Below are 24,263 nucleotides of genomic sequence, written 5' to 3' on the forward strand. Positions count from 1 at the left end.
GCCCAGCCCCTCACCGCCGACGACGTAGCCGACACCATCACCTGGGCGGTCACCCGCCCCAGCCACGTCAACGTCGACCTCCTCCTCGTCCGCCCCCGCGCACAGGCGTCGAACACGAAGGTCCACCGGGAACTGTGACCACCGAGCCGACGAACGACCGGGAACAGCGGCAACGCGCCCTCGAACAGCGCCGCCTCGCCGAGGAGACGAAGAACGAACGCAAGGTCTGGTACTTCCTCGCGTACTTCCTCTTCGGCATCCACATCGTGGCCTTCGTCATGATCTACGCGGTAACGCACGCGAAGTAACCACGCCGGCGCGCGACTGAAAGAGGCCCCCGACACGCCAAAACAGGGCCCCGACACACCACATGCCAGGGCCCCGCGCACAGGTCTGCGCCTCAGCCCTTCACACAGACGACCTGCTTCAGCTTCGCCACGACCTCCACAAGGTCGCTCTGCTGCTCCATCACCTGCTCGATCGGCTTGTACGCGCCCGGGATCTCGTCCACGACGCCGGAGTCCTTGCGGCACTCGACGCCGCGCGTCTGCTCCTCCAGGTCCTTCGTCGAGAAGCGGCGCTTCGCCGCGTTACGGCTCATGCGCCGCCCCGCGCCGTGCGAGGCCGAGTTGAAGGACTTCTCGTTTCCCAGCCCCTTCACGATGTACGAACCCGTGCCCATCGAGCCGGGGATGATCCCGTACTCGCCGGAACCCGCGCGGATCGCGCCCTTGCGGGTCACCAGCAGATCCATCCCGCCGTACCGCTCCTCGGCAACGTAGTTGTGATGAGCGCTGATCTCCGGCTCGAAGACCGGCTTGGCCTTCTTGAACTCCTTGCGGATGACGTCCTTCAGAAGCGCCATCATGATCGTGCGGTTGTACTTCGCGTACTCCTGCGCCCAGAACAGGTCGTTGCGGTACGCCGCCATCTGCGGCGTGTCTGCGACGAAGACGGCGAGGTCACGGTCGACCAGCCCCTGGTTGTGCGGAAGCTTCTGGGCGACGCCGATGTGGTACTCGGCCAGCTCCTTGCCGATGTTCCTGGAACCGGAGTGGAGCATCAGCCAGACCGAACCGTCCTCACTTACGCACACTTCCGTGAAGTGATTCCCGCTTCCGAGCGTTCCCATCTGCTTCGTGGCACGCTCCTGACGGAATTTGACCGCATCGGCAATCCCGTCGAACCGCCCCCAGAAGTCGTCCCACCCGGCCGTGGCCAGCCCGTGGAAGCGCCCCGGCTCGACCGGCGACTCGTGCATCCCCCGCCCCACCGGAATGGCCTGCTCGATCTTCGACCGCAGCCGCGAAAGATCCCCCGGCAGGTCATTGGCGGTGAGCGACGTCTTGACGGCGGACATCCCGCACCCGATATCCACCCCCACCGCCGCGGGACACACGGCGTCCCGCATGGCGATGACGGACCCGACCGTCGCGCCCTTCCCGTAGTGGACGTCGGGCATGACCGCGAGACCCTTGATCCACGGCAGCGTCGCCACGTTCTGGAGCTGGCGCAGCGCGACGTCCTCGACCGTCGCGGGGTCCGTCCACATGCGGATCGGGACCTTCGCGCCGGGCATCTCCACATACGACATTTCTTCCCCATTCCCCCGGAAAACAACAGAAGCCTTAAATCGCAAAACCGACGCCAAGGTCGACGTATAGGACAACGGACCGGCGTTCACGGCAGTGCGTGCGATACACATTGTCTCCAGGGGCCGCCCCCACGCGGCAACCGAATAACCACAGGACACCCCGGCCGCACTGCCGTCCGGAATCGTCGAGAGGAGCCTCACCGTGCAGCGGAAGGCGTACGTACCCGCCGTCGCCGCGCTCCTCGCGGCACTGCTGGCGGGCTGCACGGGTGTTTCCGCGAGCGGTGGCGCGGCGGACGACTCGAAGGGCAGCACCACCGGTACGACGGCGTCGGCGGCCCAGCCCGGCAAGTACCGCACGATCCCGCAGGCGTGCGGCTCGGTCGGTCGCGACAGCCTCGACTCGCTGCTGCCCGGCATCCGGCAGATCGCCGACGAGGAGCAGCGCGACAAGGCGTACCAGGGCGAGGCCACGCTCACGTACGACACGGACCGGCGCGACGGCTGCCGTTGGAGGGTGGAGTCCACGTCCGCCTCCGACCACCTCTTCGTCGACTTCGAGCGCGTGGTCTCGTACGACAACGCGGTGAGCGACGACGGCAAGGCCTCGCAGATCTACACGGGCAAGGAGACGGCGGCCAACCTTCCCGAGCCGGCCGGCTCCAGCACCGGGAGCGCCAACCCCAGTACCAGTGCCTCGGGTAGCGCCTCGAGCACTGCCACCGCCACCCCTTCCGCCCCCTCCACATCCGCCACTTCCCCCACCGCCCCCGCTTCCCCGAGCAAACCCCCCGCCGCCCTCCAGCCCCGCACTCTCGACGACCTCGGCGACGAGGCGTTCCTGAACGACAAGCTGAGCGCCGCGTCCTCGACGACCCAGCGGCGCACGGTGACTGTGGTGTTCCGCACGTCGAACGTGATCGTGACGATCGAGTACGCCGAGCAGCCGACCGCGTCCACCGACGCTCCGGACAGCGAGGAAATGCAGGACAGGGCGCGGAAACTGGCGCAGAAGCTCGCGGACACGCTCAACTCGTAGCGGACCCGCGCCACCTCCCGGCTCTCTCCCGGTTCCCTCCTCAAACCCCACGAACCGGAAACGCACAGGCGTCTCACCGCGTACCGTGGCCCCTCGGACCCGACCGGTCGCACCTGCCATGTGCGGCCGCACCACGAGCGCCATGAGTGAAGGAACCATGCACCGACCAGCACAGCGAGTAGGCCGAGCACCGCGACTCACCCGCATCCTTGTCAGCGCAGCCGCCGTCCCGGTGATGCTCGTCGCCGCCGGCTGTTCCTCGGACTCCGGCTCCGGTGACGACAAGAAGAGCGCCGGTTCGAGCCCCGACGCGAAGGCATCCGCGAGCGCCTCGGCCAACGCCATCGAGCCGGCCGCGTACTCGACGCTGCCCGAGCCCTGCTCGGTGCTGTCGAAGAAGACGCTGGGCGAACTGGTCCCGAAGGGTGCCAAGTCCGGCAAGGAGGGCAAGTCGGACGATGTGGCGGCGCGGGGCAACTGTAACTGGAGCAGCCTCGACAACAACGGAGTGAAGGGCTCGCAGTTCCGCTGGCTGAACGTGGCCCTGCTGCGCTTCGAGTCGGACTCGCGCGGTGACGGCAACGAGCAGGCGCACGCGTACTTCGAGAAGCAGGTCACGGGCGCGCAGTCGGTGACGGGTGCGAAGAAGACCGAGTCGGAGCCGGTGTCCGGGACGGGCGACGAGGCGACGGCCGTGTCGTACGACCTGAAGAAGAAGGAAGGCTCCTTCAAGCAGCAGACGGTCGTGGCCCGCGTCGAGAACGTCGTCGTCACCCTCGACTACAACGGCGCCGGTCTCGCGGGCGAGAAGACCCCGAGCGCCGCCGACCTGCTGAAGGCGGCCGAGAAGGCCGCGAAGGAGGCAATGGCCGCGGTGTCCGCCGCGAACGAGGACGAGGGCGGGAGCGGCGCCAAGGCGAGCACGCCTCCGTCGGCGTCGAAGTCGGCGTCGCCGTCCAAGTCCGCGGCCGAGAAGAGCTGACCCGGCTTGGCCGAGGTCTCGGTCTGCGGCTCAACTCGTAGACGTACCAGGACAATTGGAGGAGCCCGGACCCCGCAGGGTCCGGGCTCCTCCAGTACCGCGCGTCCGTACGCCACACACATGTGCCACCCTGTTGCGCGCAACAACACGCAAGGGGAGGGGAGTACGGGTGGCCGCGCCCATTCAGCTCACACGTATGCATCGGGTGCTCATCGGCGTGGTCGTCACCGGTGCGGTCATCATCGCCGGTATCGGCTTCGCCGGTTCGTACGCCGCCGTCCGCGAGCTCGCCCTCAAGAAGGGCTTCGGGAACTTCTCCTACGTGTTCCCGATCGGCATCGACGCGGGCATCTGCGTCCTCCTTGCCCTGGACCTGCTCCTGACCTGGATCAGGATCCCGTTCCCGCTCCTGCGCCAGACGGCATGGCTGCTGACCGCGGCGACGATCGCGTTCAACGGCGCGGCGGCCTGGCCGGACCCGCTGGGCGTGGGCATGCACAGCGTGATCCCGATCCTGTTCGTGGTCGCGGTCGAGGCGGCCCGGCACGCGGTCGGCCGCATCGCGGACATCACCGCCGACAAGCACATGGAGGGCGTCCGCCTCACCCGCTGGCTGCTCTCCCCGGTCCCCACCTTCCTCCTGTGGCGCCGCATGAAGCTGTGGGAACTCCGTTCCTACGAGCAGGTCATCAAGCTGGAGCAGGAACGACTCGTCTACCAGGCCCGGATGCGTTCCCGCTTCGGCCGCGCCTGGCGCCGCAAAGCCCCGGTGGAGTCGCTGATGCCGCTGAGGCTGGCGAAGTACGGGGTCCCGCTGGCGGAAACGGCACCCGCGGGGCTGGCGGCGGCCGGGATCGAGCCGGCGCTGCTGCCCCCGGCGCCGAAGCCGGAACTGGAGGCACCCGCGCCACTCGGCACAGCGGCCGACGCGGCGCCCGCCCCGCAGAAGGCGGGACCTCCCGGCGAGCAGCGCCGCCCCGACGGCGACCAGCCCGCGCAGCAACCGGACTACGCACAGGACCAGCAACTGCCGGAGGAGAGCCCCTGGTTCTCCGCACAGGCCCCCCAGGAGATCGTCTACGGGGGCGGCTACGACCCCGCGTACGTCCCCGAGGAGCAGTACCAGCAGTGGTACGAGGAGCAGCAGGCCCAGGCGTACGAGCCCGGCCCGGAGGAGACGGGCAGCTTCCCGATCCCGGTCACCTCAGGCCGCACCCGCCAGCTGGGCGAGGGCGGCGTGGTGGAGCAACTCCACCCCCAGGCCATGCCGCCGGAGCCCCAGCCGGAGCCGCTCCCCATCCCCACGCCGCGTGAGGAGCTGACCCCGCTCTCCGACGAGAAGGCCCAGGAGGAGAGGTACTACCAGGTGTTCCGTCAGTCGATAGACGGCAGCTTCCCCACGCCCCGCGTCCTCGGCGACAACATCGAGGCCACGTACGGCGAGACGCTCAGCCCCAGCGCCCTGAAGAACCTCTCGGACCGCTTCCAGAACCGCTTCAACCTGGAGCTGGAGGAGGACCACATCGCATAGGCCTGTTTACGTGGATGGGGGGCGCCCGGTGATCACCGGGCGCCCCCCATCGTCGTACAAGGGCTACAAGGGCGATCAGGCCCCGAGCAGCTTGCGCACGCGGTCCTGTCCCACCGCGAGCAGCAGCGTGGGCAGACGCGGCCCGGTGTCACGCCCGACGAGCAGGTGGTACAGCAGCGCGAAGAACGTGCGCTGGGCGACCTTGATCTCCGGCGGGAGCTCCTTGGCGGTGGCGTTGGCGGCGAAGCCGGCCTGGACCTTGGGGACGCCGTAGACGAGGTGGGTGAGCCCGTCGAGGGACCAGTTCTCCTCCAGGCCCTCCAGGAGCAGGCGCAGCGAGTCGCGGCCCTGGTCGTCGAGGGACGTGAGCAGCTCGACGTCGGGCTCGTCGCGGACGACGGTGCGCTCCTCGGCCGGGACCTGCGTGTTGATCCAGGTCTCGGCCTTGTCGAGCCGGGGCCGGACCTCGTCGAGGGACGTGAGCGGGTTCTCGGGGTCGAGTTCGCTCAGGATGCGCAGGGCCTGGTCCTGGTGGCCCGCGGTGATGTCGGCGACGGACGCGAGGGTGCGGTACGACATCGGACGGGGGGTCTCGGGCAGCTCCCCGGCGGCGGTGCCGACGGCACGGGCGTACGCGGCGGCGTCGGCCGGCAGGACGGACCCGTCGGCCACCTTGCCAGCGAGCTTGTCCCACTCGTCGTACAGCCGCTGGATCTCCTGGTCGAAGGCGATCTTGAACGACTGGTTGGGGCGGCGGCGGACGTACAGCCAGCGCAGCAGCTGCGGCTCCATGATCTGGAGGGCGTCGGCCGGGGTGGGGACCCCGCCCTTGCTGCTGGACATCTTCGCCATGCCGGAGATGCCGACGAAGGCGTACATCGGGCCGATCGGCTGCTTGCCGCCGAAGATCCCGACGATCTGCCCGCCGACCTGGAACGACGACCCCGGCGACGAGTGGTCGACACCGCTCGGCTCGAAGACGACACCCTCGTAGGCCCAGCGCATGGGCCAGTCGACCTTCCAGACCAGCTTGCCGCGGTTGAACTCGTTCAGCCGGACGGTCTCGGAGAAACCGCAGGCCGTACAGGTGTACGTCAGCTCGGTCGTCTCGTCGTCGTACGCCGTGACGGTGGTGAGGTCCTTCTCGCACCGGCCGCAGTAGGGCTTGTAGGGGTAGTACCCGGCGGCGGAGCTGCCGTCGGCCTCGGCGGCGGCGCCGGACCCCTCGGCGGCCTCGATCTCGGCCTCGTCAAGCGGCTTCTGCTGCTTCTTGCCGGGGGCCTTCTTGGTCCGGTACTGCGCCAGGACCGCGTCGATGTCACCGCGGTGCTTCATCGCGAAGAGGACCTGGTCGCGGTACGCGCCGGAGGTGTACTGCTCGGTCTGGCTGATCCCGTCGTACTCGACGCCGAGCTCGGCCAGCGACGTGATCATCGCGGCCTTGAAGTGCTCGGCCCAGTTCGGGTACTCCGAGCCCTTCGGGGCCGGCACCGAGGTCAGCGGCTTGCCGATGTGCTCGCTCCAGGAGTCGTCGACGCCGGGGATGCCGACCGGGACCTTGCGGAAGCGGTCGTAGTCGTCCCAGGAGAGCAGGTGGCGCACGGTGTATCCGCGGCGGCGGATCTCGTCGGCGACGAGGTGCGGGGTCATGACCTCGCGGAGGTTGCCGAGGTGGATCGGCCCGGAGGGCGAGAGCCCGGACGCGACGACCACAACCGGAGCGGTAGCGACTGATGTCACTTCGCCCGGGGCACGACGCTCCGACTCGGCGATGACCTCATCCGCGTAACGGGAGACCCAGTCGGTGGTCTCGGTGCTCTGAGCCACGATCGGCACGTCCTCTTTTTCCGGGAGTTCCTGCGAGAGCAGCCGGTACGGTCGCACGGCTGACGCGACCATTCTCCCAGCTACGGCGGGAACCGCGAAAACGGCTTTTCACCGAGCTCCGCTGGCGCGCCCGCGGCATGCGCCGCCGCCGCGCCACCGCCGCGTCGCCGCCGAAAAATCCGGTTGTCCCCCATGGGATACTGACTGGGTCTATCTGAATCCTTCGAGGAGAACGGCACCCACTCCATGGCCTCGGTCACGTCCCTCACCGCTTCCGTCCACCAGCGCCTCGCGGACGCCCTCTCGGCAGCCCTGCCGGAGGCCGGTTCCGCGGACCCGCTGCTGCGACGAAGCGACCGGGCCGATTTCCAGGCCAACGGGATCCTGGCCCTCGCGAAGAAGGCGAAGGCGAACCCGCGCGACCTGGCGACGCAGGTCGTCGAGCGGATCACCACGGGTGACGTGATCAAGGACATCGAGGTCTCCGGGCCCGGCTTCCTGAACATCACGATCACCGACCGGGCGATCACCGAGAACCTCGCGCAGCGGTACGCGGACGGCGAGCGCCTCGGCGTGCCCGTCACGGAGCAACCGGGCACGACGGTCATCGACTACGCGCAGCCGAACGTGGCGAAGGAGATGCACGTAGGCCACCTGCGCTCGGCCGTGATCGGCGACGCGGTGGTGCAGATCCTGGAGTTCACCGGCGAGTCCGTCGTGCGCCGGCACCACATCGGCGACTGGGGCACCCAGTTCGGCATGCTCATCCAGTACCTGATCGATCACCCGCACGAGCTGGACCACAAGGGCGGCGAGGTCTCCGGTGAGGAAGCCATGTCGAACCTGAACCGCCTGTACAAGGCGGCGCGGACGGTCTTCGACTCCGACGAGGAGTTCAAGACGCGGGCGCGGCGCCGGGTGGTGGATCTCCAGGCGGGCGAGCCCGAGACGCTGGCCATGTGGCAGAAGTTCGTGGACGAGTCGAAGATCTACTTCTACTCGGTCTTCGACAAGCTGGACATGGAGATCCGCGACGCGGACGTGGTCGGCGAGTCCGGCTACAACGACATGCTGGACGAGACGTGCCGCCTCCTGGAGGAGTCGGGCGTGGCGGTCCGCTCCGACGGCGCGCTGTGCGTGTTCTTCGACGACGTGAAGGGCCCGGACGGCAACCCGGTCCCGCTGATCGTGAAGAAGTCGGACGGCGGCTACGGCTACGCGGCGACGGACCTGTCCGCGATCAGGGACCGCGTCTTCAACCTGAAGGCGAACACTCTCCTGTACGTCGTGGACGCCCGCCAGTCCCTGCACTTCAAGATGGTCTTCGAGACCGCCCGCAGGGCCGGCTGGCTGAACGACGACGTCAAGGCCCACCAGCTCGCCTTCGGCACGGTCCTCGGCAAGGACGGCAAGCCGTTCAAGACCCGTGAGGGCGAGACGGTGCGTCTGGTCGACCTCCTGGACGAGGCGATCGACCGCGCCACGGCCGTCGTACGGGAGAAGGCCGAGAAGGTGGGCCTGACCGAGCAGGAGATCGAGGAGAACGGCCGGTACGTCGGCATCGGCGCCGTGAAGTACGCGGACCTGTCGACCTCCGCCGTACGGGACTACAAGTTCGACCTGGACCAGATGGTCTCGCTGAACGGCGACACGTCCGTGTACCTCCAGTACGCGTACGCCCGTATCCAGTCGATCCTGCGCAAGGCGGGCGAGGCGCGCCCTGCCGCCCACCCGGAGCTGGAACTCGCCCCGGCGGAGCGCGAGCTGGGCCTGCACCTGGACCGCTTCGCGGAGACGATCGCGGAGGTCGCGCAGGAGTACGCGCCGCACAAGCTGGCCGCGTACCTCTACCACCTGGCGTCCCTCCTGACCTCGTTCTACGACAAGTGCCAGGTCCTGAGCGACGACAACCCGACGGAGGTCGTCGAGAACCGCCTGTTCCTCGTCGACCTCACGGCCCGCACGCTGCATCAGGGGATGGCGCTGCTGGGAATCAGGACGCCCGAGCGCCTCTGACAAACCGCCGCGGGGGCGTTGTCAGTGGCTGCCCCTACAGTCACTGGCATGGCGACACTTCCGAACCCGCTGCCCGGGCTGGCGGCCGACCCGAGCGGCCGCTCGCTCGGGCTTGAGCTCCCGTCCGGGAGACTGATCGACGCGACCTATGAAGGCCCGTGGCACGAGCCGTTGCTGTGGCACGCCGACGCGTCGGCCGCCCCCGGCGGCTGGGCGGCGCTCGAGCCCGCCCGGCGGACGTCCGGGCTGCTCCCGCTGCTCATCGACATCGGCGGCCCTCAAGGCGGCCCGGAGGACTGGGAGTTGACGCCCGGCGAGGTGTCGTATCCCGGGGATCACGACGCCGAGGAGGTGCTCGCGGAGTTCTGGGAGGACTACGCGGCGGACGAACTCGGCGCGGACAAGGACTACCCCGGCAAGGAGAAGGTCGTCGAGATCTTCGGGGAGCCGCATCCGTACGAGGAGACGGTCGCCCCCTACGGTCCCGCGTGGCCGGGCCTCGCCCCCGCCACCGAGCGTGCGGCCGACCCGGACACCCGCGCCGCCGAGATCGCCGACTCCCTTGCGGACAGCGGCACGTGGATGAAGGAGCCGCGCCTCGCGCTCGTCCCGGCGCGCCGCAGCGCGGACATCCCGGCGGCGATCGGCTGGTCGGGACCGGTGAACTACGAGGGCGACGTGGCGCGCCTGTGCGCCGTCCTGCGCTCCTGGGAGGACCGCTTCGGTATACGCGTCGTGGCCCTCACCTTCGACCAGCTGGTCCTGTCGGTGGCGGCCCCGCCCACGACCATGGCCGAGGCGGAGGCCGTCGCCGCCGAACACTTCGCCTTCTGCCCGGACAACATCACCCAGGGCGACCACGAGACGCTGCGCGCGTACGCGGCCCAGGAGGTGCTGGGCAAACAGGCGTGGTCCTTCTGGTGGGACTGACCTCACGTCACCCGGGCAGCGGCATCTGGCGGAGCTACCGAGCGCCCAGCTTCTGGGCGACCTCGGTGGCCCAGTAGGTGAGGATGTTCTGGGCCCCGGCCCGCTTGATGCCGGTCAGGGTCTCCAGGACGGCCTTGTCGCGGTCGATCCAGCCCTTCTCCGCTGCGGCCTCGATCATCGAGTACTCACCGGAGATCTGGTACGCGGCGACGGGCACGTCGACCGCGTCCGCGACCTTGGCCAGGATGTCCAGGTACGGCCCCGCCGGCTTGACCATCACCATGTCGGCGCCCTCTTCGAGGTCGAGGGCCAACTCCCGCATGGATTCCCGTACGTTGGCGGGGTCCTGCTGGTACGTCTTGCGGTCGCCCTTCAGGGACGAGCCAACAGCCTCCCGGAAGGGGCCGTAGAAGGCGGACGAGTACTTGGCGGTGTAAGCGAGGATGGCGACGTCCTCGTGCCCGGTCTGATCGAGCGCGTCACGGATGACCCCGACCTGACCGTCCATCATCCCGCTGGGCCCGACCACATGCGCCCCGGCGTCGGCCTGCACCTGAGCCATCTCCGCGTACCGCTCCAGCGTCGCGTCGTTGTCGACACGGCCCTCCGCGTCGAGCACTCCGCAGTGCCCGTGGTCGGTCGTCTCGTCGAGACACAGGTCGGACATCACGAGCAGTTCGTCGCCGACCTCGGCGCGTACGTCGCGGATCGCGACCTGCAGGATCCCGTCCGGGTCGGTCCCGGGCGTCCCGAGGGCGTCCTTCTTCGAGTCCTCCGGTACGCCGAACAGCATGATCCCGGAGACCCCGGCCTCCAGCGCCTCCACGGCCGCCTTCTTCAGGCTGTCCCGCGTGTGCTGTACGACCCCGGGCATCGCCGCGATCGGCACCGGCTCGCTCACGCCCTCCCGCACGAACGCGGGAAGGATGAGGTCGGCGGGGTGCAGGCGGGTCTCGGCAACCATGCGCCGCATGACAGGCGACGTACGCAGCCGCCGCGGCCGCGTACCGGGGAAGGATCCGTACTTCGTCATGGCCCTACGCTACGCCCGCCCCACGGGCACCTATGCCGACGCGCTGTCGGCAGATTTCAGCCCGTCCGGCGTTTGAGGAGCGGGGGTCTGGGGGCGGAGCCCCCAGGTACGGGACGGGCAGGGGCGGAGGCGGCGGAAAAACGCGACTTCGCCAAGCGCGGTCCGTGCCGACCGGGCGAGAACTGCCACTGACCGGCTCCACCTGGCCGGGTCCGGGTATGCCTCGCGGCGTGCCCGGACCCGTTCATGTCTGCACGGCTGTATCTAGACAACGTTGTCTAGCTCCCATAGCGTTCCTGTGAACGATGAGCCGTTGGAGCGCTGTCTCCTTACGGCCCGTTCCTGACAGGAAGAACGGATCATGATTCCACTCTCTCCGAAGGAACTCGCGGCGGCCTATTCCGACGCACTCACCTTCGACAACCCGCTGACCGCCGCGATCTCGACGGACCAATTCTCGGCCAGTTACAGCTCTCGGCCTGCATGGGCGCTGGGGCCGTTTACAAAGGATGATTCGCTCACATTTCGCCCCACCGGCCAGTGGAATGATCCGACCGGAATCGGCTGGACCTCGAGTTCAATATTCAATCCGTCTGCGATCGTCAAGGACTCGTCGCTCCACCTTTTCTACCGTGCCTCGCCGCGGAAAGAGTCGACCGCCAGCCGAATCGGGCTTGCAATCAACGACGGATCAGGTTGGGTGGACTTCGCAGACAACCCCATCATCTTCCCAACCAGGGACAATGAGCTGCTGAGTTGTGAAGACCCAAAGGTCTACGCGGCCGAGGGTCGCTATTTCATGTTTTACAACGGAATCTGGTCAGCAGCCGGCTCCCAAGAGCAATCGGAATACCCATCGCCCGGATATCCAGTGGAGACACTGGGGTGCGATATCAACGTAGCCGTGTCGGACGACCTACTGCACTGGGAGAAGCTCGGCCTTGCCGTGCCGTACGAAGTCTCCAGGCTGTGGGCGAAAGGCGCGGTCATCCCTCGCAATCCGAACGGCGAGGCCGTGAAGATCGACGGACAGTACCTCATGTACTTGTCGGAGGGCTGTAACGGAATCCGCTACGTGGGCCGGTCAACCGACATGATCAACTGGACCTTCGAGCCGCAGCAGTACCTTGATCTGACCGAACTCGGCGGCACGCTCTACGAGGTCGCCTGCGCCGTCACCGAGCATGACGAGTCGCACGATCTGGTCCTGGACTTCTTCTACAGCGACGAGAACGGCGATTTCGCCGCCGCGCAGGCCCTGTTTTCCAGAAATGCACCCTTCACTCAGCGAGCCCTCAACCGAGGTGGCTCCCTGGCCTGGGGAGGGCTTACCAGCCTGAACGGCACACTCGCCTTCGCGCAGGGATGGGACTCCGCGCCTGAGACTCGAGAGATGTTCTTCTACCGCACGGTGGCGTCCTGATTCTCAACGAGGACTTTCCACGCGCTGTCAGAGACCCACGCGCCCAACAACGTGACAGCGCCGTCCGGCGGCCGGTGCGGTCCAGCAACTGGACACCCAGGGCCTTCTCCAGTTGCCTGATCTGCTGGGACAGGGTGGGCTGGGCGATGTGCAGTTCCTCGGCGGCACGGGTGAAGTTTGCGTGCTCGCCGACTGCGAGCAGGTAGCGCAGATGACGCAGCTCCGGCTCCTTCCCGACCCCCTGCAACCTCACGGGACGGACCGCCTGAAAGGAACCATTCCCATGGTGCACGCTCAGTTCGACAGCAACGCCCGTCAGCAGCTCGCAATCGCCGCAGTCGAGGCCAAGACCCGCAAGGACCTCACCTGGCAGCAGATCGCGGACGCCGCCGGCCTGTCGGTCGCGTTCGTCACCGCCGCCGTCCTCGGCCAGCACGCCCTGCCGGAGAAGTCGGCCAAGGCCGTCGCCGAGCTCCTCGGCCTGGACAACGACGCGGCGATGCTGCTGCGCACCATTCCCACCCGCGGCTCGATCGAGGGCGGCATCCCCACCGACCCCACGGTCTACCGCTTCTACGAGATAATCCAGGTCTACGGCACCACGCTCAAGGCCCTGGTCCACGAGCAGTTCGGTGACGGCATCATCTCCGCGATCAACTTCAAGCTCGACGTAAAGAAGGTCGCCGACCCCGAGGGCGGCGAGCGCGCCGTGATAACTCTGGACGGAAAGTACCTGCCCTACAAGCCCTTCTAAGTGGTCGAGTTCGTAAGTCCTTCGGGGCTTGATCACGCCGCGGGCCATCTTGGCGCGGATCCTCACCGCTCCGGCCGGACCGGCCTCGATCAGCCGGCGTTCCGCGCCGGGCCCGATCGCCAGGAAGGCGATCTCGGCCTCGGTCCGCGGCTTGGGAACCGGCCGGTGGACGCTGCGGCAGGACGGGTGGCACGGGTAGTGCTCGTCGAGGATCTGCGGGGCGCCCGGAGTGGAGACCTTGTGCCGGGCGATCTCGACGAGGTCGGTCTCCTGGCGGGCCGTCACCACCAATTCCTCGCCGACGATCCGGCACCAGACCTTGGTGCGGACGTGGCCGCGCCGAGTCGCGTAGCGCACCGAGCCGAAGCTGATCGTCTGGTCGTCATTGACCAGCCGTTCCTCGCCCAGGGCCAGCGCGAACGGCTCGTCGGGGAGCCGGTGCAGCCGGTGCCGTTCGACGTGGAGCCGGTCGGGGGGTATCTGCCCCGTCGAGCGGTGCCGCCGGTTGTTCACCTGCTCGCACCAGTGGTCGCAGGCGGCGGCGAGCTCGGTGAACGTGGCGTACTCGCCGCCCAGGTTCGCCTCCGTGGGCGCCAGATCCGCCTTTGCAATCCGGACGGTGGCCTCCGCGCCGCCCGTGGACTCCGGGTCGTAGGGCACGCAGCTCTCGACCTGGCAGCCGTAGTAGCGGCCCGCAGCGACGATCTGCGGGTGCCGGACCGGGATCCCGGCGATGTGCTCGACGGTGACCGTCTTGGCGTTGTCGGTCAGCACGCAGGTCGGCGCCCCGCCCAGGCGGCGGAGCGTGGTGTCCAGGCAGGAGACCAGGGTGCCGAGCGTGCAGTCCCAGACCGGGATGACCACCCGGAACCGGGACCAGGCCAGCCACGCACAGAACAGCCACGTCCGCCGACCGCCGATCTTCGGGCCCTCGCCCCAGTCGGACTGCAGCCACATCCCCGGCTCGGGGATCCAGGGCCGATAGGTGCGGCGCTTGCCCGCCCGCCACGCGGTCTTCGCCGCGTTCACCGCCCGGCGAGTCGAGCGCGGGCCGCCCGCGTAACCCAGGTCGAGCAGCCGGTCATGGGCGACATCGACGCGGATCTTCGCCTTCGACTGGTCGACCCACTCCTCGATCTTCTCCAGGAACGGGTCGATCAGCTTCGGGCCTGCGGCCCGCTCGAATGGGTTCCGGCCACCGTCGCGGGCTTGGACGTAGCGTTGGACGGTCTTCGGGTCGCATCGGGCCAGCTCGGCAGCCGACCAGAACGTCCGGGTGGCACGTTTCCTGGACGCCGATCCCTATGCGGACCGGCCGTGGCCGGCCCCCTACCCCCGGTCATCCCGGACGCCCGTGTCCCGCTTGGTGCGACCGCTGTCGCCGAGCATGTCCCCGCGGACGGGCCTGTGGATCTCGCCGGTCCGGCGGCCGGCCGCGGTACTGTCGGCGAGGTCGCTGCGGCATGTACCGGTCCGCGAGCGACCTGTCCCGGTGAGCGGAAAGGGGCTCACCGACAACCTGACGGATCATCACGCAAGGCCGGCGGTAGAATGAGCCTGTGTCCCGACCTGCGAATCCCCTCGTCCGTGAGAACCTCCTCAATGCGGGATTGACCCTTTTCCACTCCCAGGGGTTCAACGCGGTAGGCATCAAAGAGATCACGGACACCGCCGGTGTGCCCAAGGGCTCGTTCTACAGCTACTACAGCAGCAAGAACGCCTTCGCCGCTGCCGTCCTCAGGCAGTACTGGGCCGGGATCGTCCGCGATCACGCCCCCATACTCAGCGACGAGTCCACTCCGCCCGTACGGCGCGTCGTCCGGTTCTTCGAGGCTATGACCCGGGACCATGCCGAGCAGGACTTCGCATTGGGATGCCTCATCGGCAATATGACCCTCGAACTGTCCGACGGCAATCAAGAGGCGCGTGAGGAACTGGCCGCCATCATGGACCACTGGTCCCGCCTGGTCGCAGGCTGCCTCGCGGAGAGCGGAAGCGGGCAGCACGCCGCAGCTTCCCCCGAGGCGACCGAGCTGGCGTCCATGCTCATCGAATCCTGGGAGGGCGCGGCCATGCGGGGCCGCCTCGACCGGAGCAGTGCCCCTTACGACCGCTTTCTCGCTACAGCCCTGCCACGGCTGCTCGGCACGCAGACGACCTCCACCTGAGGACCGACACTCCGCAGTGCCCCTGTGTGCGGGGGCCAGATCGATGACTCTCGGTTATCGGACCCACACGAGTCGCTCATGGATTTATAGACGACTGGACAGTTATGATGCAATTGCTCTTGCACCTTCGAGCTACCAATCAGGAGTCCACTCATGACGTCCAACCAGGCCAACCCCTACGCAGAGCCCTCCGCGCCCGCGCTTCCGGACAGCGGCTTCCGTCTCGACCTGTCACGCACGGCTCTCGTCGTCACCGACCCGCAGATCGACTTCCTCAGCCCGGCCGGTGCCACATGGGAAGTCTTCGGTGGCAGCGTCACCGACAACGACACCGTTCTCCATATCGGGCAACTGCTTGAAGCCGCCAAGGCCGCTGACATCACCGTGGCGATCTCGCCGCACTACTACTACCCGTCCGACGATGCCTGGCAGTTCGGCGGCCCGCTGGAGCAGTACATGCACGCTGTGGGCATGTTCAAGCGCCCGGGCCCTCTCACTCTCGACGGCTTCGCGCTCTCCGGGGCCGACTTCCTGCCCGCCTACCGGGAACACATCCTCGACGGCAGGACCATCGTCACCTCGCCGCACAAGATCTTCGGGCCCGAGTCGAACGACCTCGTCCTTCAACTGCGCAAGCACGGAGTCTCGCAGGTCATCCTGGCCGGCATGGCCGCCAATCTGTGTGTCGAGAGCCATCTGCGTGAACTCATCGAGCAGGGCTTCGAAGTGGTCGTCGTGCGTGACGCCACAGCCGGAGCCCGGCTTCCCGAAGGCGACGGGTACCTCTCCGCGCTCGTCAACTACCGCTATCTGGCCAGTGCGACGTGGACGACGGCGGAAGCTGTTGCGGCGCTGCGCGAACACTGACCACCGCATCCGACGACCGAAGGACGTACGCGGTTGGGTGCAGGCGTGATGCGTGCTCGGATGCTGGATGTGAGGGGTGGGTGAACGGCGAAGGGCGCGACCGTCCATGATCACGTTGATTCCCATCAGCATGATCGTGAAGGCCGCGCCCGCATGCCATCCTGCCCCACCCTGTCCTCCTCCCGCCGGCTTCTTGATCAACGCGGTCTGTCCGCAGAGGAGTTGTGCACGTCAGAGCGGCTGCCCTCGCTGCTCGATGCGGTCCGCGAGGTTCCCGACCCGCGCACCTCACACCTGGTCACGCACGGCTGGCCGATGCTGATCGGCCTGGCGGCCTGCGCCCTGCTGTGCGGGGTGCGCTCGGTGCGCGGCGTGATCCGCTGGGCCCGCGGCCGGGGCGCCGGCATTCTCGCCGCCCTGGAGGTCCCGAACGGGGACGCGGCCCGGCTGCCCGTGGCCACCACCCTCACCCGGGCTCTGGCCCGCGTGGACGCGGACGCGCTGGACGCCGCGGTCGGCGCGTTCGTGCAGGCGCACGCGGCCGACCCGCCGGCCGGCATCGCCGGCCAGACGCCGGTGCTGCAGCTCGCGGCGGACGGCAAGACCGTCCGCGAAACGGCCCCGGCTGTCCGTGGGAGCACCCACGGCACGGAGCGTCGGCTTGACGGACCACACCCTCCTCGCCACTGGAGTCCCCATGGGCTACGACAACCTTCTGATCGTGCTGGCCATAGCGGCCGGTGTGCCGCTTCTGCTCGCCACGGTCCCCCGGCTTCCCCTCCCCGGCGCGGTGCTCGAAATCCTGGCGGGCATCGTCCTCGGCCCGGCCGTGCTGCACGTCGTCGAGGCGGACACCGCCGTCGACATGCTGTCGGTCATCGGCCTGGGCTTCCTGCTGTTCCTCGCCGGCCTGGAGATCGACATCCAGCAGCTCCGCGGGCCCCGCGCGCGGCTGATCGGCACCGGCCTGTTCGCCTCGGCCGCCCTTGCGGCTGCGGTCGGCGGGCTCATGCACATCGCCGGACTCGTCGAGAATCCCCTGCTGGTCGGCACTGCTCTCATGGCGACGTCGCTGGGTCTGCTGGTCCCGATCCTCAAGGACTCCGGGGCGATCGACCGGCCGGTGGGACAGCTGACGATCGGCGGCGCATCGGCCGGCGAGGTCGGAGCCGTCGTCCTTCTGTCGCTGCTCTTCTCGGAAAGAAGCTCCGGTGCGGGCTCGCGGATCCTCCTTCTCCTTGCCCTGGCTGGGATTTCGGCGCTCATCGTCGCGGCGTCCGTACGCATCGGACGGTGGGCCTCGCTGACCGGCACCCTCGACCGGCTGGCCGACACCAGTGCCCAGATCCGCCTCCGGCTGGCGATGCTGCTGGTCGTCGGGCTCTCGGCGATGGCGCTCCACCTGGGCTTCGAGGCCATCCTCGGCGCCTTCGTCGCAGGTGCCGTCCTCCGGCTGGTCGACCCCCACGCCGAACGGTCCCACCCCCGCTTCCACATGAAGCTCGCCGGCCTCGGCTACGGATTCCTCGTTCCCGTGTTCTTCGTGACGAGCGGTATCCAGTTCAACCTCGGCGCCCTGTTTGAGGACGCCGGGACCATCCTCCGGGTGCCGATGTTCCTGGCCGCGCTGTTGCTGGTCCGCGGCCTTCCGGCACTGCTGTACCGCGCAGCCGGACTCTCCTGGCCGGAAGTCGCGGCCGGCGCTCTACTCCAGGCCACATCACTGCCGGTCATAGTGGCCGCGGCGACCATCGGCCTGAAACTGGACGCCATACGACCCGAGAACGCGTCCGCGCTGGTCGCCGCCGGGCTGCTCTCCGTGGTCTTCTTCCCCCTGATCGCGCTGCCCCTTCTCCACCGCTCCCGGCAGCACCCGGCAGCGGATGGCCCGACACGGCGGGGCATTGTCAACTTGGTGTGATTTCGCTGGTTGATGGTGTGTCAGGGTGTAGTGTGCTCGGTTCTCGGCCCTGGGTCAGGCTGCCGTGGGCATGGCGGTGGTTGCGCCTGCCGAAAACCTCATCCGCCCAGTTCAGGCCGTCGTGCAGACCTGCGTGGTCCATCTCATCCGGGCGAGCCTGCGCTACGCCTCCCGCCGGGGCCAGTCGCCGAGGCGGAAGCACGTCTCCACGGACTGGAGTGCTTCACGAACGTTGGCGTAGTACTCGTGGACAGCTCGGTTGCCCGTTGCGCGGATCGCCTCGAACCAGGCGCGCACTTGAGGCACGAGGATGTCTGCCCCACTGAGGGCGTTGATCCGGTCGACCTGCCTGTTGCCGGGCACGGTGAGGTTGACCAAGGTCACCAGATGCTTGGTCATGATCTCGCCGAAAAGAGGAGCCTTCACCATGGCCGCGTGCGGGTCGGTGTGGACGTACGACTCCGCCGCACAGCCCAGGGTCACCAACAGCGGCTCGTGCTGAAGCAAATGGCCGAAGTTGGCTGAGCCCGCAGCCAATCGCGCAACCTGCTCGGCGTCTCCCCCGGACGGGCTCCCGCTGCCGCCGTCACCATGCGTTCCCCCGGCTCTCTCGTCGCCATGCCATAACGCAAAGCCTGGCAGGATGACATGAACAGACAGCTGTAGCAAGGGACTTCGCACGACTCATGGCATTGGACGGCTGAACGCCGGCCCCGGAGGAGGTTCGCTTATGAGCGAGCGTGGCGAAGTGCACCAGCAAGGAGCACTCCGCCGCACCTCACGTCGTCGTACGCCGCCTGCGCGACCCCGGTCGCCGTTCGCTCGGCCGAGTGACCGGATCCCCGGCCTCGATGGCGGCAGCCCTCCGCCGCAGCCCGAAGTCGGCAAGCGCCTCCGCCAGCTTGTGGACGGACGGCTCAGGAGCCAGGACGTCGACCCGCAGCCCGTGCTCCTCCGCCGTCTTGGCGGTGGCAGGACCGATACACGCGATCACCGTCACATTGTGCGGCTTCCCCGCGATACCGACGAGGTTCCGCACGGTGGACGACGACGTGAAGAGCACGGCGTCGAAACCGCCACCCTTGATCGCCTCGCGCGTCTCGGCCGGCGGCGGCGAGGCACGCACGGTCCGGTAGGCCGTGACGTCGTCGACCTCCCAGCCCAGCTCGATCAGCCCGGCGACCAGCGTCTCCGTGGCAATGTCGGCCCGCGGCAGGAACACCCGGTCGATCGGGTCGAAGACGGGGTCGTACGGCGGCCAGTCCTCCAGCAGCCCGGCGGCGGACTGCTCCCCGGACGGCACCAGGTCGGGCTTCACACCGAAGGCCACCAGCGCCTTGGCGGTCTGCTCGCCCACCGCGGCGACCTTGATGCCGGCGAAGGCCCGCGCATCGAGCCCGTACTCCTCGAACTTCTCCCGCACGGCCTTGACCGCGTTCACCGACGTGAAGGCGATCCACTCGTACCGCCCGGTGACGAGCCCCTTGACCGCCCGCTCCATCTGCTGAGGCGTCCGCGGCGGCTCGACGGCGATCGTCGGCACCTCGTGCGGCACGGCCCCGTACGACCGCAGCTGGTCGGAGAGCGACGCCGCCTGCTCCTTCGTACGCGGGACGAGAACCTTCCAGCCGAACAAGGCCTTGCTCTCGAACCACGACAGTTGCTCACGCTGAGCCGCGGCGGACCGCTCCCCGACCACGGCTATCACCGGGCGCCCGCCGTCCGGGGACGGCAGCACCTTCGCCTGCTTCAACGTCTGCGCGATCGTGCCGAGGGTGGCCGACCAGGTGCGCTGACGCGTCGTCGTACCGGCGATCGTCACGGTCATGGGGGTGTCCGGCTTGCGGCCCGCCGCGACGAGCTCGCCCGCGGCCGCGGTCACCGAGTCGAGCGACGCGGACACGACCACCGTGCCGTCCGACACGCCGATCTCGGTCCAGCAGCGGCTGGAGGCCGTGCGCGCGTCGACGAACCGTACGTCCACACCCTGCGCGTCCCGCAGCGGCACACCCGCGTACGCGGGCACGCCGACGGCGGCCGCGATACCGGGCACCACCTCGAACGGGACGCCCGCGGCGGCGCAGGCGAGCATCTCCTCGGCGGCGTACGTGTCGAGCCCGGGGTCCCCGAACACCGCACGGACGACCCGCTTGCCGCCCCGCGCGGCCTCCATGACAAGATTGGCGGCGTCCCTCGACGCAGGGTCACCAACGGTTCTTGACGTGCCGTCAACAACCGCTAGCTGAGGCGTGCCTGCGCCCGCATACGTACCCGCAGACGAAGATGTCTCCGGATCCGTAGTGAGGACGGCGACGCCTTGTCTGGCGTGGACGCGGACCACGTCGAGCACCTCGTGCTCGGCGACGAGGACGTCCGCTTTCGCCAGCGCCTCGACGGCGCGCAGTGTCAGTAGTCCTGGATCTCCGGGTCCGGCACCCAGGAAGGTGACGTGCCCGTGTTCCGGACCGGCGGGAAGGGTGGTGGGGCTCAATGTGCTCGCTCCCCCATCAGACCGGCCGCGCCCTTGGCAAGCATCTCGGCGGCGAGTTCACGGCCGAGCGCCATTGCTTGGTCGTACGTCTCGGGCACGGGACCGGTGGTGGACAGCTGCACCAGCGTCGAGCCGTCGGTTGTGCCGACGACGCCGCGCAGGCGCATTTCCTTGACAATCTGCCCGTCGGCCAGAAGATCGGCCAGCGCACCCACGGGCGCGCTGCAGCCGGCCTCCAGGGCGGCTAGCAGGGACCGCTCGGCGGTCACGGCGGCCCGGGTGAGCGGGTCGTCGAGCTCGGCGAGCGCCGCGATGAGGTCCGCGTTGTCCGCGGCACACTCGATCGCGAGGGCCCCCTGGCCGGGGGCGGGCAAAACGGTGTCGACCGACAGGAAGTCGGTCACCTCGTCGCTACGGCCGATCCGGTTGATTCCGGCGGCGGCGAGCACGACGGCGTCGAGCTCCCCGTTCCGTACGTATCCGATGCGGGTGTCGACGTTCCCGCGGATGGCGACCGTCTCGATCGTCATGCCGTGGTTGCGCGCGTACGCGTTCAGCTGGGCCATGCGGCGCGGCGAACCGGTGCCGACGCGGGCGCCGTTCGGGAGCTCGGCGAAGGCGAGTCCGTCGCGGGCGACGAGCACGTCGCGCGGGTCCTCGCGCAGCGGTACGGCGGCCAGCACGAGGTCGTCGGGCTGCGCGGTCGGCAGATCCTTGAGGGAGTGCACCGCGAAGTCGATCTCACCGCGCAGCAGGGCGTCGCGCAGCGCGGTCACGAAGACGCCGGTGCCGCCGATCTGCGCGAGGTGCTCGCGGGAGGTGTCGCCGTACGTCGTGATCTCCACGAGCTCGACGGGCCGTCCGGTCACCTGGCTCACGGCATTCGCCACCTGCCCCGACTGGGCCAGGGCGAGCTTGCTGCGCCTGGTTCCCAGCCTCAGTGCCTGCTCAGTCATGCTCGCCCTCGGTTCCTGGCGTTCTCGGTGTCGTTCTCGGCCCGCGAGACGGAGGCGACCGTCTCGGAGTCCAGGTCGAACAGGGTCCGCAGCGCGTCCGCGTACCCGGCGCCACCGGGTTCGGCGGCCAGCTGCTTGACCCGTACGGTCGGCGCGTGCAGCAGCTTGTCGACGACGCGCCGCACGGTCTGCGTGATCTCGGCGCGGTGCTTGTCGTCGAGCGCCGGCAGCCGTCCTTCCAGCCGCGCGATCTCGTTCGCGACGACGTCGGCGGCCATGGTGCGCAGCGCCACGACGGTCGGGGTGATGTGCGCGGCGCGCTGGGCGGCGCCGAAGGCCGCCACCTCGTCGGAGACGATACGCCGGACCTGGTCCACGTCGGCCGCCATCGGCGCGTCGGCGGACGCTTCGGCCAGCGACTCGATGTCGACGAGGCGCACGCCGAGCAGCCGGTGCGCGGCCGCGTCGATGTCGCGGGGCATCGCGAGGTCGAGCAGCGCGAGCACGGGCTCGGGGCGGGGGGCCCCGACGACGCGCTCGGGGCGGCGGAGCTCGGGAACGCGGCCGGCGGAGGCGACCGTGGCGGCGAGCGCGGTGATGAGCTCGGCGTCGGCGTCGGCCATGCGACGGCTGTCGCGCCGCTCGTCGGTGCCGGTGCCCTTGTCCACCCAGGCGGCGTGCTGTTCCAGCGTGGCCGCGTCCATGCCGGCCACGGCGGCCTCGCCCATCACGGAGAAGCCGGTGGCGCCCTGCACGGCGGACAGGTCGAGGGGGCAGCCCTCTTCCGTGCCGACGCTGGTCGGGGCGAGGTGGCCCGTCGGACCGGCCGGAACGTCGTCCCGTACGGCCACGGGAGTGCCCGTGCGTCCCTCGACGGCGGCCGTGATGACCTCGGCCGTCAGAACCAGCCCGGTGGCGCCGGTGCAGGAGACGGCGATGTCGGCACGTGTCAGCTCGACCGGTACCGCGTCCATCGGTACCGCGCGGGCCAGCACGTCCGTGTCCTCGCCGTCGGTGAGGATCTGAGCGAGGCGCTCCGCGCGCTCCAGCGTGCGGTTGGCGATGACGAGCTCGGCGACCCCGGCGCGCGCGAGCGTCGCGGCGGCCAGGGAGGACATGGAGCCGGCGCCGATGACGAGGGCCCTCTTGCCCCGGGTCCAGCCGTCGACGGGGGCGCCGGAGGCCAGCTGCTCCAGGCCGAACGTGACCAGGGACTGTCCGGCGCGGTCGATGCCGGTCTCGGAGTGGGCGCGCTTGCCGACCCGCAGCGACTGCTGGAACAGGTCGTTCTGCAGGCGGCCGGCGGTGTGCAGCTCCTGCGCGGTGGCGAGCGCGTCCTTGATCTGGCCGAGGATCTGGCCCTCGCCCACGACCATCGAGTCGAGCCCGCAGGCCACCGAGAAGAGGTGGTGGACGGCCCGGTCCTCGTAGTGCACGTACAGGTACGGAGTGAGCTCCTCGAGCCCGACCCCGCTGTGCTGGGCGAGCAGCGTGGACAGCTCGGCGACGCCCGCGTGGAACTTGTCCACGTCGGCGTACAGCTCGATGCGGTTGCAGGTGGCGAGCACCGCGGCCTCGGTGGCCGGCTCGGCGGCGACGGTGTCCTGGAGCAGCTTGACCTGGGCGTCCGCGGACAGCGTGGCCCGCTCCAGGACGCTGACCGGAGCGCTGCGGTGACTCAGCCCGACGACGAGGAGACTCATGCCGGCATCACGGCGGGAACATCCCCGTCAGGCCCTTTGCCGTCGCTCTCCTGGTGAGCCGCGACCACGGCGCCCGCCTGGGCCTCGGCCTCCTCGCCGGCCTTGCGCTGCTCATGGAACGCGAGGATCTGCAGCTCGATGGAGAGATCGACCTTGCGTACGTCGACGCCGTCCGGGACGGACAGGACGGTCGGCGCGAAGTTGAGGATGGAGGTGACTCCGGCGGCGACCAGCCGCTCGCAGACCTGCTGGGCGACGCCCGGCGGGGTGGTGATGACCCCGATGGAGACGCCGTTCTCGGAGATGATCTTCTCCATGTCGTCGCTGTGCTGCACGGTGATCCCGGCGACCTGCTTGCCGGTCATCTCGGGATCGGCGTCGATCAGCGCCGCGACCCGGAAACCACGGGACGCGAACCCTCCGTAATTGGCCAGTGCCGCGCCGAGGTTACCGATACCGACGATCACAACCGGCCAGTCCTGGGTCAGGCCCAGTTCGCGGGAGATCTGGTAGACGAGATACTCGACGTCGTAGCCCACACCACGGGTCCCGTAGGAGCCGAGGTAGGAGAAATCCTTGCGCAGCTTCGCGGAGTTGACCCCCGCCGCGGCCGCGAGCTCCTCGGAGGAGACCGTGGGTACCGAGCGCTCCGACAGTGCGGTGAGGGCTCGGAGGTACAGCGGAAGCCGGGCGACGGTGGCCTCGGGAATCCCTCGGCTGCGGGTCGCCGGTCGGTGAGTTCGGCCAGTTGCCACGGTGCTCCTGCGGGTAGCGCGGGGCTGCAGGCGGTCACCCGTACCTAGACCGCCCCGTCGAATGCAGGCTATGTCTTTGTGAACGCGTGCACAAAGATGGTGTCCGATTTGCCCGGCCAACGTGACCGGGGTCACGCGGGCCCGGCGCGCGCGTATGGAACCGGCGCGCGCGCAGCTTCGTTCCACGCCTGAAGGGGGCAAAACCGCACACTCTCCTCAACGAATCCCGCCCCCGAGACCAATCGCCGTCGATCCTAAGCGACTTTCCGAGCC

Annotated in this window: 19 protein-coding genes and 3 pseudogenes; 12 read left to right on the forward strand and 10 right to left on the reverse strand. The window is 69.0% G+C overall.

From position 1 onward, the window contains the following. Positions 1-134: 134 nt before the first annotated feature. A complete protein-coding gene (locus C4B68_RS41890; protein WP_167459101.1) occupies positions 135-308 on the forward strand; it encodes a hypothetical protein in 174 nt (57 codons plus the stop codon). A gap of 92 nt (positions 309-400) precedes the next feature. Here the strand turns inward: C4B68_RS41890 and C4B68_RS17300 are convergent, their stop codons facing one another. Further along, complete coding sequence (locus C4B68_RS17300; RefSeq protein ID WP_099506190.1) at positions 401-1,594, reverse strand: RtcB family protein; 1,194 nt, start codon at positions 1,592-1,594, stop codon at positions 401-403. A 202-nt stretch (positions 1,595-1,796) separates the two neighbouring features. Between C4B68_RS17300 and C4B68_RS42460 the strand changes: the two genes are divergently transcribed. From C4B68_RS42460 to C4B68_RS17315, 3 genes are all read left to right on the forward strand, one after another. Then, positions 1,797-2,633 (forward strand): hypothetical protein, encoded by an 837-nt coding sequence (locus C4B68_RS42460; RefSeq protein ID WP_099506189.1) that lies wholly within the window; start codon positions 1,797-1,799, stop codon positions 2,631-2,633. A gap of 142 nt (positions 2,634-2,775) precedes the next feature. Continuing rightward, entirely contained in the window at positions 2,776-3,615 is an 840-nt protein-coding gene (locus C4B68_RS17310; protein WP_099506188.1) for a DUF3558 family protein, read from the forward strand. A gap of 169 nt (positions 3,616-3,784) precedes the next feature. Next, complete coding sequence (locus tag C4B68_RS17315) at positions 3,785-5,146, forward strand: DUF2637 domain-containing protein (RefSeq protein ID WP_099506187.1); 1,362 nt, start codon at positions 3,785-3,787, stop codon at positions 5,144-5,146. A gap of 75 nt (positions 5,147-5,221) precedes the next feature. Here C4B68_RS17315 and lysS read toward each other — a convergent pair whose 3' ends face one another. Then, positions 5,222-6,982: a lysine--tRNA ligase gene (gene lysS, locus C4B68_RS17320; RefSeq protein ID WP_099506203.1), complete on the reverse strand. Its 1,761-nt coding sequence runs from the start codon at positions 6,980-6,982 to the stop codon at positions 5,222-5,224. Between the two features lie 237 nt (positions 6,983-7,219). Here lysS and argS point away from each other — a divergent pair, with 237 nt between their 5' ends. After that, a complete protein-coding gene (argS, locus tag C4B68_RS17325; protein ID WP_099506186.1) occupies positions 7,220-8,989 on the forward strand; it encodes an arginine--tRNA ligase in 1,770 nt (589 codons plus the stop codon). Positions 8,990-9,037: 48 nt separating this feature from the next. After that, complete coding sequence (locus C4B68_RS17330) at positions 9,038-9,919, forward strand: DUF4253 domain-containing protein (protein WP_099506185.1); 882 nt, start codon at positions 9,038-9,040, stop codon at positions 9,917-9,919. 34 nt (positions 9,920-9,953) lie between these two features. Here the strand turns inward: C4B68_RS17330 and hemB are convergent, their stop codons facing one another. After that, on the reverse strand, positions 9,954-10,952 hold the full coding sequence (gene hemB / locus C4B68_RS17335; protein ID WP_099506184.1) for a porphobilinogen synthase: 999 nt from the start codon (positions 10,950-10,952) through the stop codon (positions 9,954-9,956). 361 nt (positions 10,953-11,313) lie between these two features. Between hemB and C4B68_RS17345 the strand changes: the two genes are divergently transcribed. Continuing rightward, a complete protein-coding gene (locus tag C4B68_RS17345; RefSeq protein WP_099506183.1) occupies positions 11,314-12,375 on the forward strand; it encodes a glycoside hydrolase family 130 protein in 1,062 nt (353 codons plus the stop codon). Positions 12,376-12,427: 52 nt separating this feature from the next. On the opposite strand, the pseudogene C4B68_RS41895 reads toward C4B68_RS17345, so the two are convergent. After that, a pseudogene (locus C4B68_RS41895) lies at positions 12,428-12,595 on the reverse strand (LysR family transcriptional regulator); the annotation flags it as partial. Positions 12,596-12,658: 63 nt separating this feature from the next. Between C4B68_RS41895 and cynS the strand changes: the two are divergent. Continuing rightward, a complete protein-coding gene (cynS, locus tag C4B68_RS41900) occupies positions 12,659-13,129 on the forward strand; it encodes a cyanase (protein ID WP_099506182.1) in 471 nt (156 codons plus the stop codon). Positions 13,130-13,567: 438 nt separating this feature from the next. On the opposite strand, the pseudogene C4B68_RS41905 reads toward cynS, so the two are convergent. Further along, positions 13,568-14,380 (reverse strand): annotated as a pseudogene (locus C4B68_RS41905) (transposase); the annotation flags it as partial. 308 nt (positions 14,381-14,688) lie between these two features. Between C4B68_RS41905 and C4B68_RS17370 the strand changes: the two are divergent. From C4B68_RS17370 to C4B68_RS17385, 4 genes and pseudogenes are all read left to right on the forward strand, one after another. After that, entirely contained in the window at positions 14,689-15,297 is a 609-nt protein-coding gene (locus C4B68_RS17370; RefSeq protein WP_099506181.1) for a TetR/AcrR family transcriptional regulator, read from the forward strand. A 153-nt stretch (positions 15,298-15,450) separates the two neighbouring features. Continuing rightward, positions 15,451-16,164 (forward strand): cysteine hydrolase family protein, encoded by a 714-nt coding sequence (locus C4B68_RS17375; RefSeq protein WP_099506180.1) that lies wholly within the window; start codon positions 15,451-15,453, stop codon positions 16,162-16,164. Positions 16,165-16,479: 315 nt separating this feature from the next. Continuing rightward, positions 16,480-16,632: pseudogene (locus tag C4B68_RS44735) on the forward strand (hypothetical protein); the annotation flags it as partial. A 193-nt stretch (positions 16,633-16,825) separates the two neighbouring features. Beyond that, positions 16,826-18,085: a cation:proton antiporter gene (locus tag C4B68_RS17385; protein WP_206337081.1), complete on the forward strand. Its 1,260-nt coding sequence runs from the start codon at positions 16,826-16,828 to the stop codon at positions 18,083-18,085. Positions 18,086-18,247: 162 nt separating this feature from the next. Here the strand turns inward: C4B68_RS17385 and C4B68_RS17390 are convergent, their stop codons facing one another. The 5 genes from C4B68_RS17390 to C4B68_RS17410 form a co-directional block, all read right to left on the reverse strand. Beyond that, entirely contained in the window at positions 18,248-18,592 is a 345-nt protein-coding gene (locus tag C4B68_RS17390) for a DUF4145 domain-containing protein (protein ID WP_143674514.1), read from the reverse strand. A 271-nt stretch (positions 18,593-18,863) separates the two neighbouring features. After that, the gene (locus C4B68_RS17395; protein ID WP_099506177.1) at positions 18,864-20,576 is read right to left on the reverse strand and encodes a bifunctional uroporphyrinogen-III C-methyltransferase/uroporphyrinogen-III synthase; all 1,713 of its coding nucleotides are present in this window, start codon (positions 20,574-20,576) and stop codon (positions 18,864-18,866) included. Continuing rightward, entirely contained in the window at positions 20,573-21,532 is a 960-nt protein-coding gene (hemC, locus tag C4B68_RS17400) for a hydroxymethylbilane synthase (protein WP_099506176.1), read from the reverse strand. The genes C4B68_RS17395 and hemC overlap by 4 nt, the downstream gene beginning before the upstream one ends. After that, a complete protein-coding gene (locus C4B68_RS17405) occupies positions 21,529-23,235 on the reverse strand; it encodes a glutamyl-tRNA reductase (protein WP_099506175.1) in 1,707 nt (568 codons plus the stop codon). Before C4B68_RS17405 ends, hemC begins: the two co-directional genes overlap by 4 nt. Next, a complete protein-coding gene (locus tag C4B68_RS17410; RefSeq protein WP_099506174.1) occupies positions 23,232-23,990 on the reverse strand; it encodes a redox-sensing transcriptional repressor Rex in 759 nt (252 codons plus the stop codon). The genes C4B68_RS17405 and C4B68_RS17410 overlap by 4 nt, the downstream gene beginning before the upstream one ends. Between the last annotated feature and the right edge of the window lie 273 nt (positions 23,991-24,263).

It is taken from the genome of Streptomyces dengpaensis (assembly GCF_002946835.1).
Lineage (GTDB): Bacteria > Actinomycetota > Actinomycetes > Streptomycetales > Streptomycetaceae > Streptomyces > Streptomyces dengpaensis.

Excerpts from the sequence above, each read along its gene's own strand:
- hemC (WP_099506176.1), bottom strand. The coding sequence starts at position 21,532 with ATGACTGAGCAGGCACTGAGGCTGGGAACCAGGCGCAGCAAGCTCGCC.
- argS (WP_099506186.1), top strand. The coding sequence starts at position 7,220 with ATGGCCTCGGTCACGTCCCTCACCGCTTCCGTCCACCAGCGCCTCGCG.
- C4B68_RS17375 (WP_099506180.1), top strand. The coding sequence starts at position 15,451 with ATGACGTCCAACCAGGCCAACCCCTACGCAGAGCCCTCCGCGCCCGCG.
- C4B68_RS17310 (WP_099506188.1), top strand. The coding sequence starts at position 2,776 with ATGAGTGAAGGAACCATGCACCGACCAGCACAGCGAGTAGGCCGAGCA.
- C4B68_RS17300 (WP_099506190.1), bottom strand. The coding sequence starts at position 1,594 with ATGTCGTATGTGGAGATGCCCGGCGCGAAGGTCCCGATCCGCATGTGG.
- C4B68_RS17345 (WP_099506183.1), top strand. The coding sequence starts at position 11,314 with ATGATTCCACTCTCTCCGAAGGAACTCGCGGCGGCCTATTCCGACGCA.
- C4B68_RS17330 (WP_099506185.1), top strand. The coding sequence starts at position 9,038 with ATGGCGACACTTCCGAACCCGCTGCCCGGGCTGGCGGCCGACCCGAGC.
- cynS (WP_099506182.1), top strand. The coding sequence starts at position 12,659 with ATGGTGCACGCTCAGTTCGACAGCAACGCCCGTCAGCAGCTCGCAATC.
- hemB (WP_099506184.1), bottom strand. The coding sequence starts at position 10,952 with ATGACGAAGTACGGATCCTTCCCCGGTACGCGGCCGCGGCGGCTGCGT.
- C4B68_RS17405 (WP_099506175.1), bottom strand. The coding sequence starts at position 23,235 with ATGAGTCTCCTCGTCGTCGGGCTGAGTCACCGCAGCGCTCCGGTCAGC.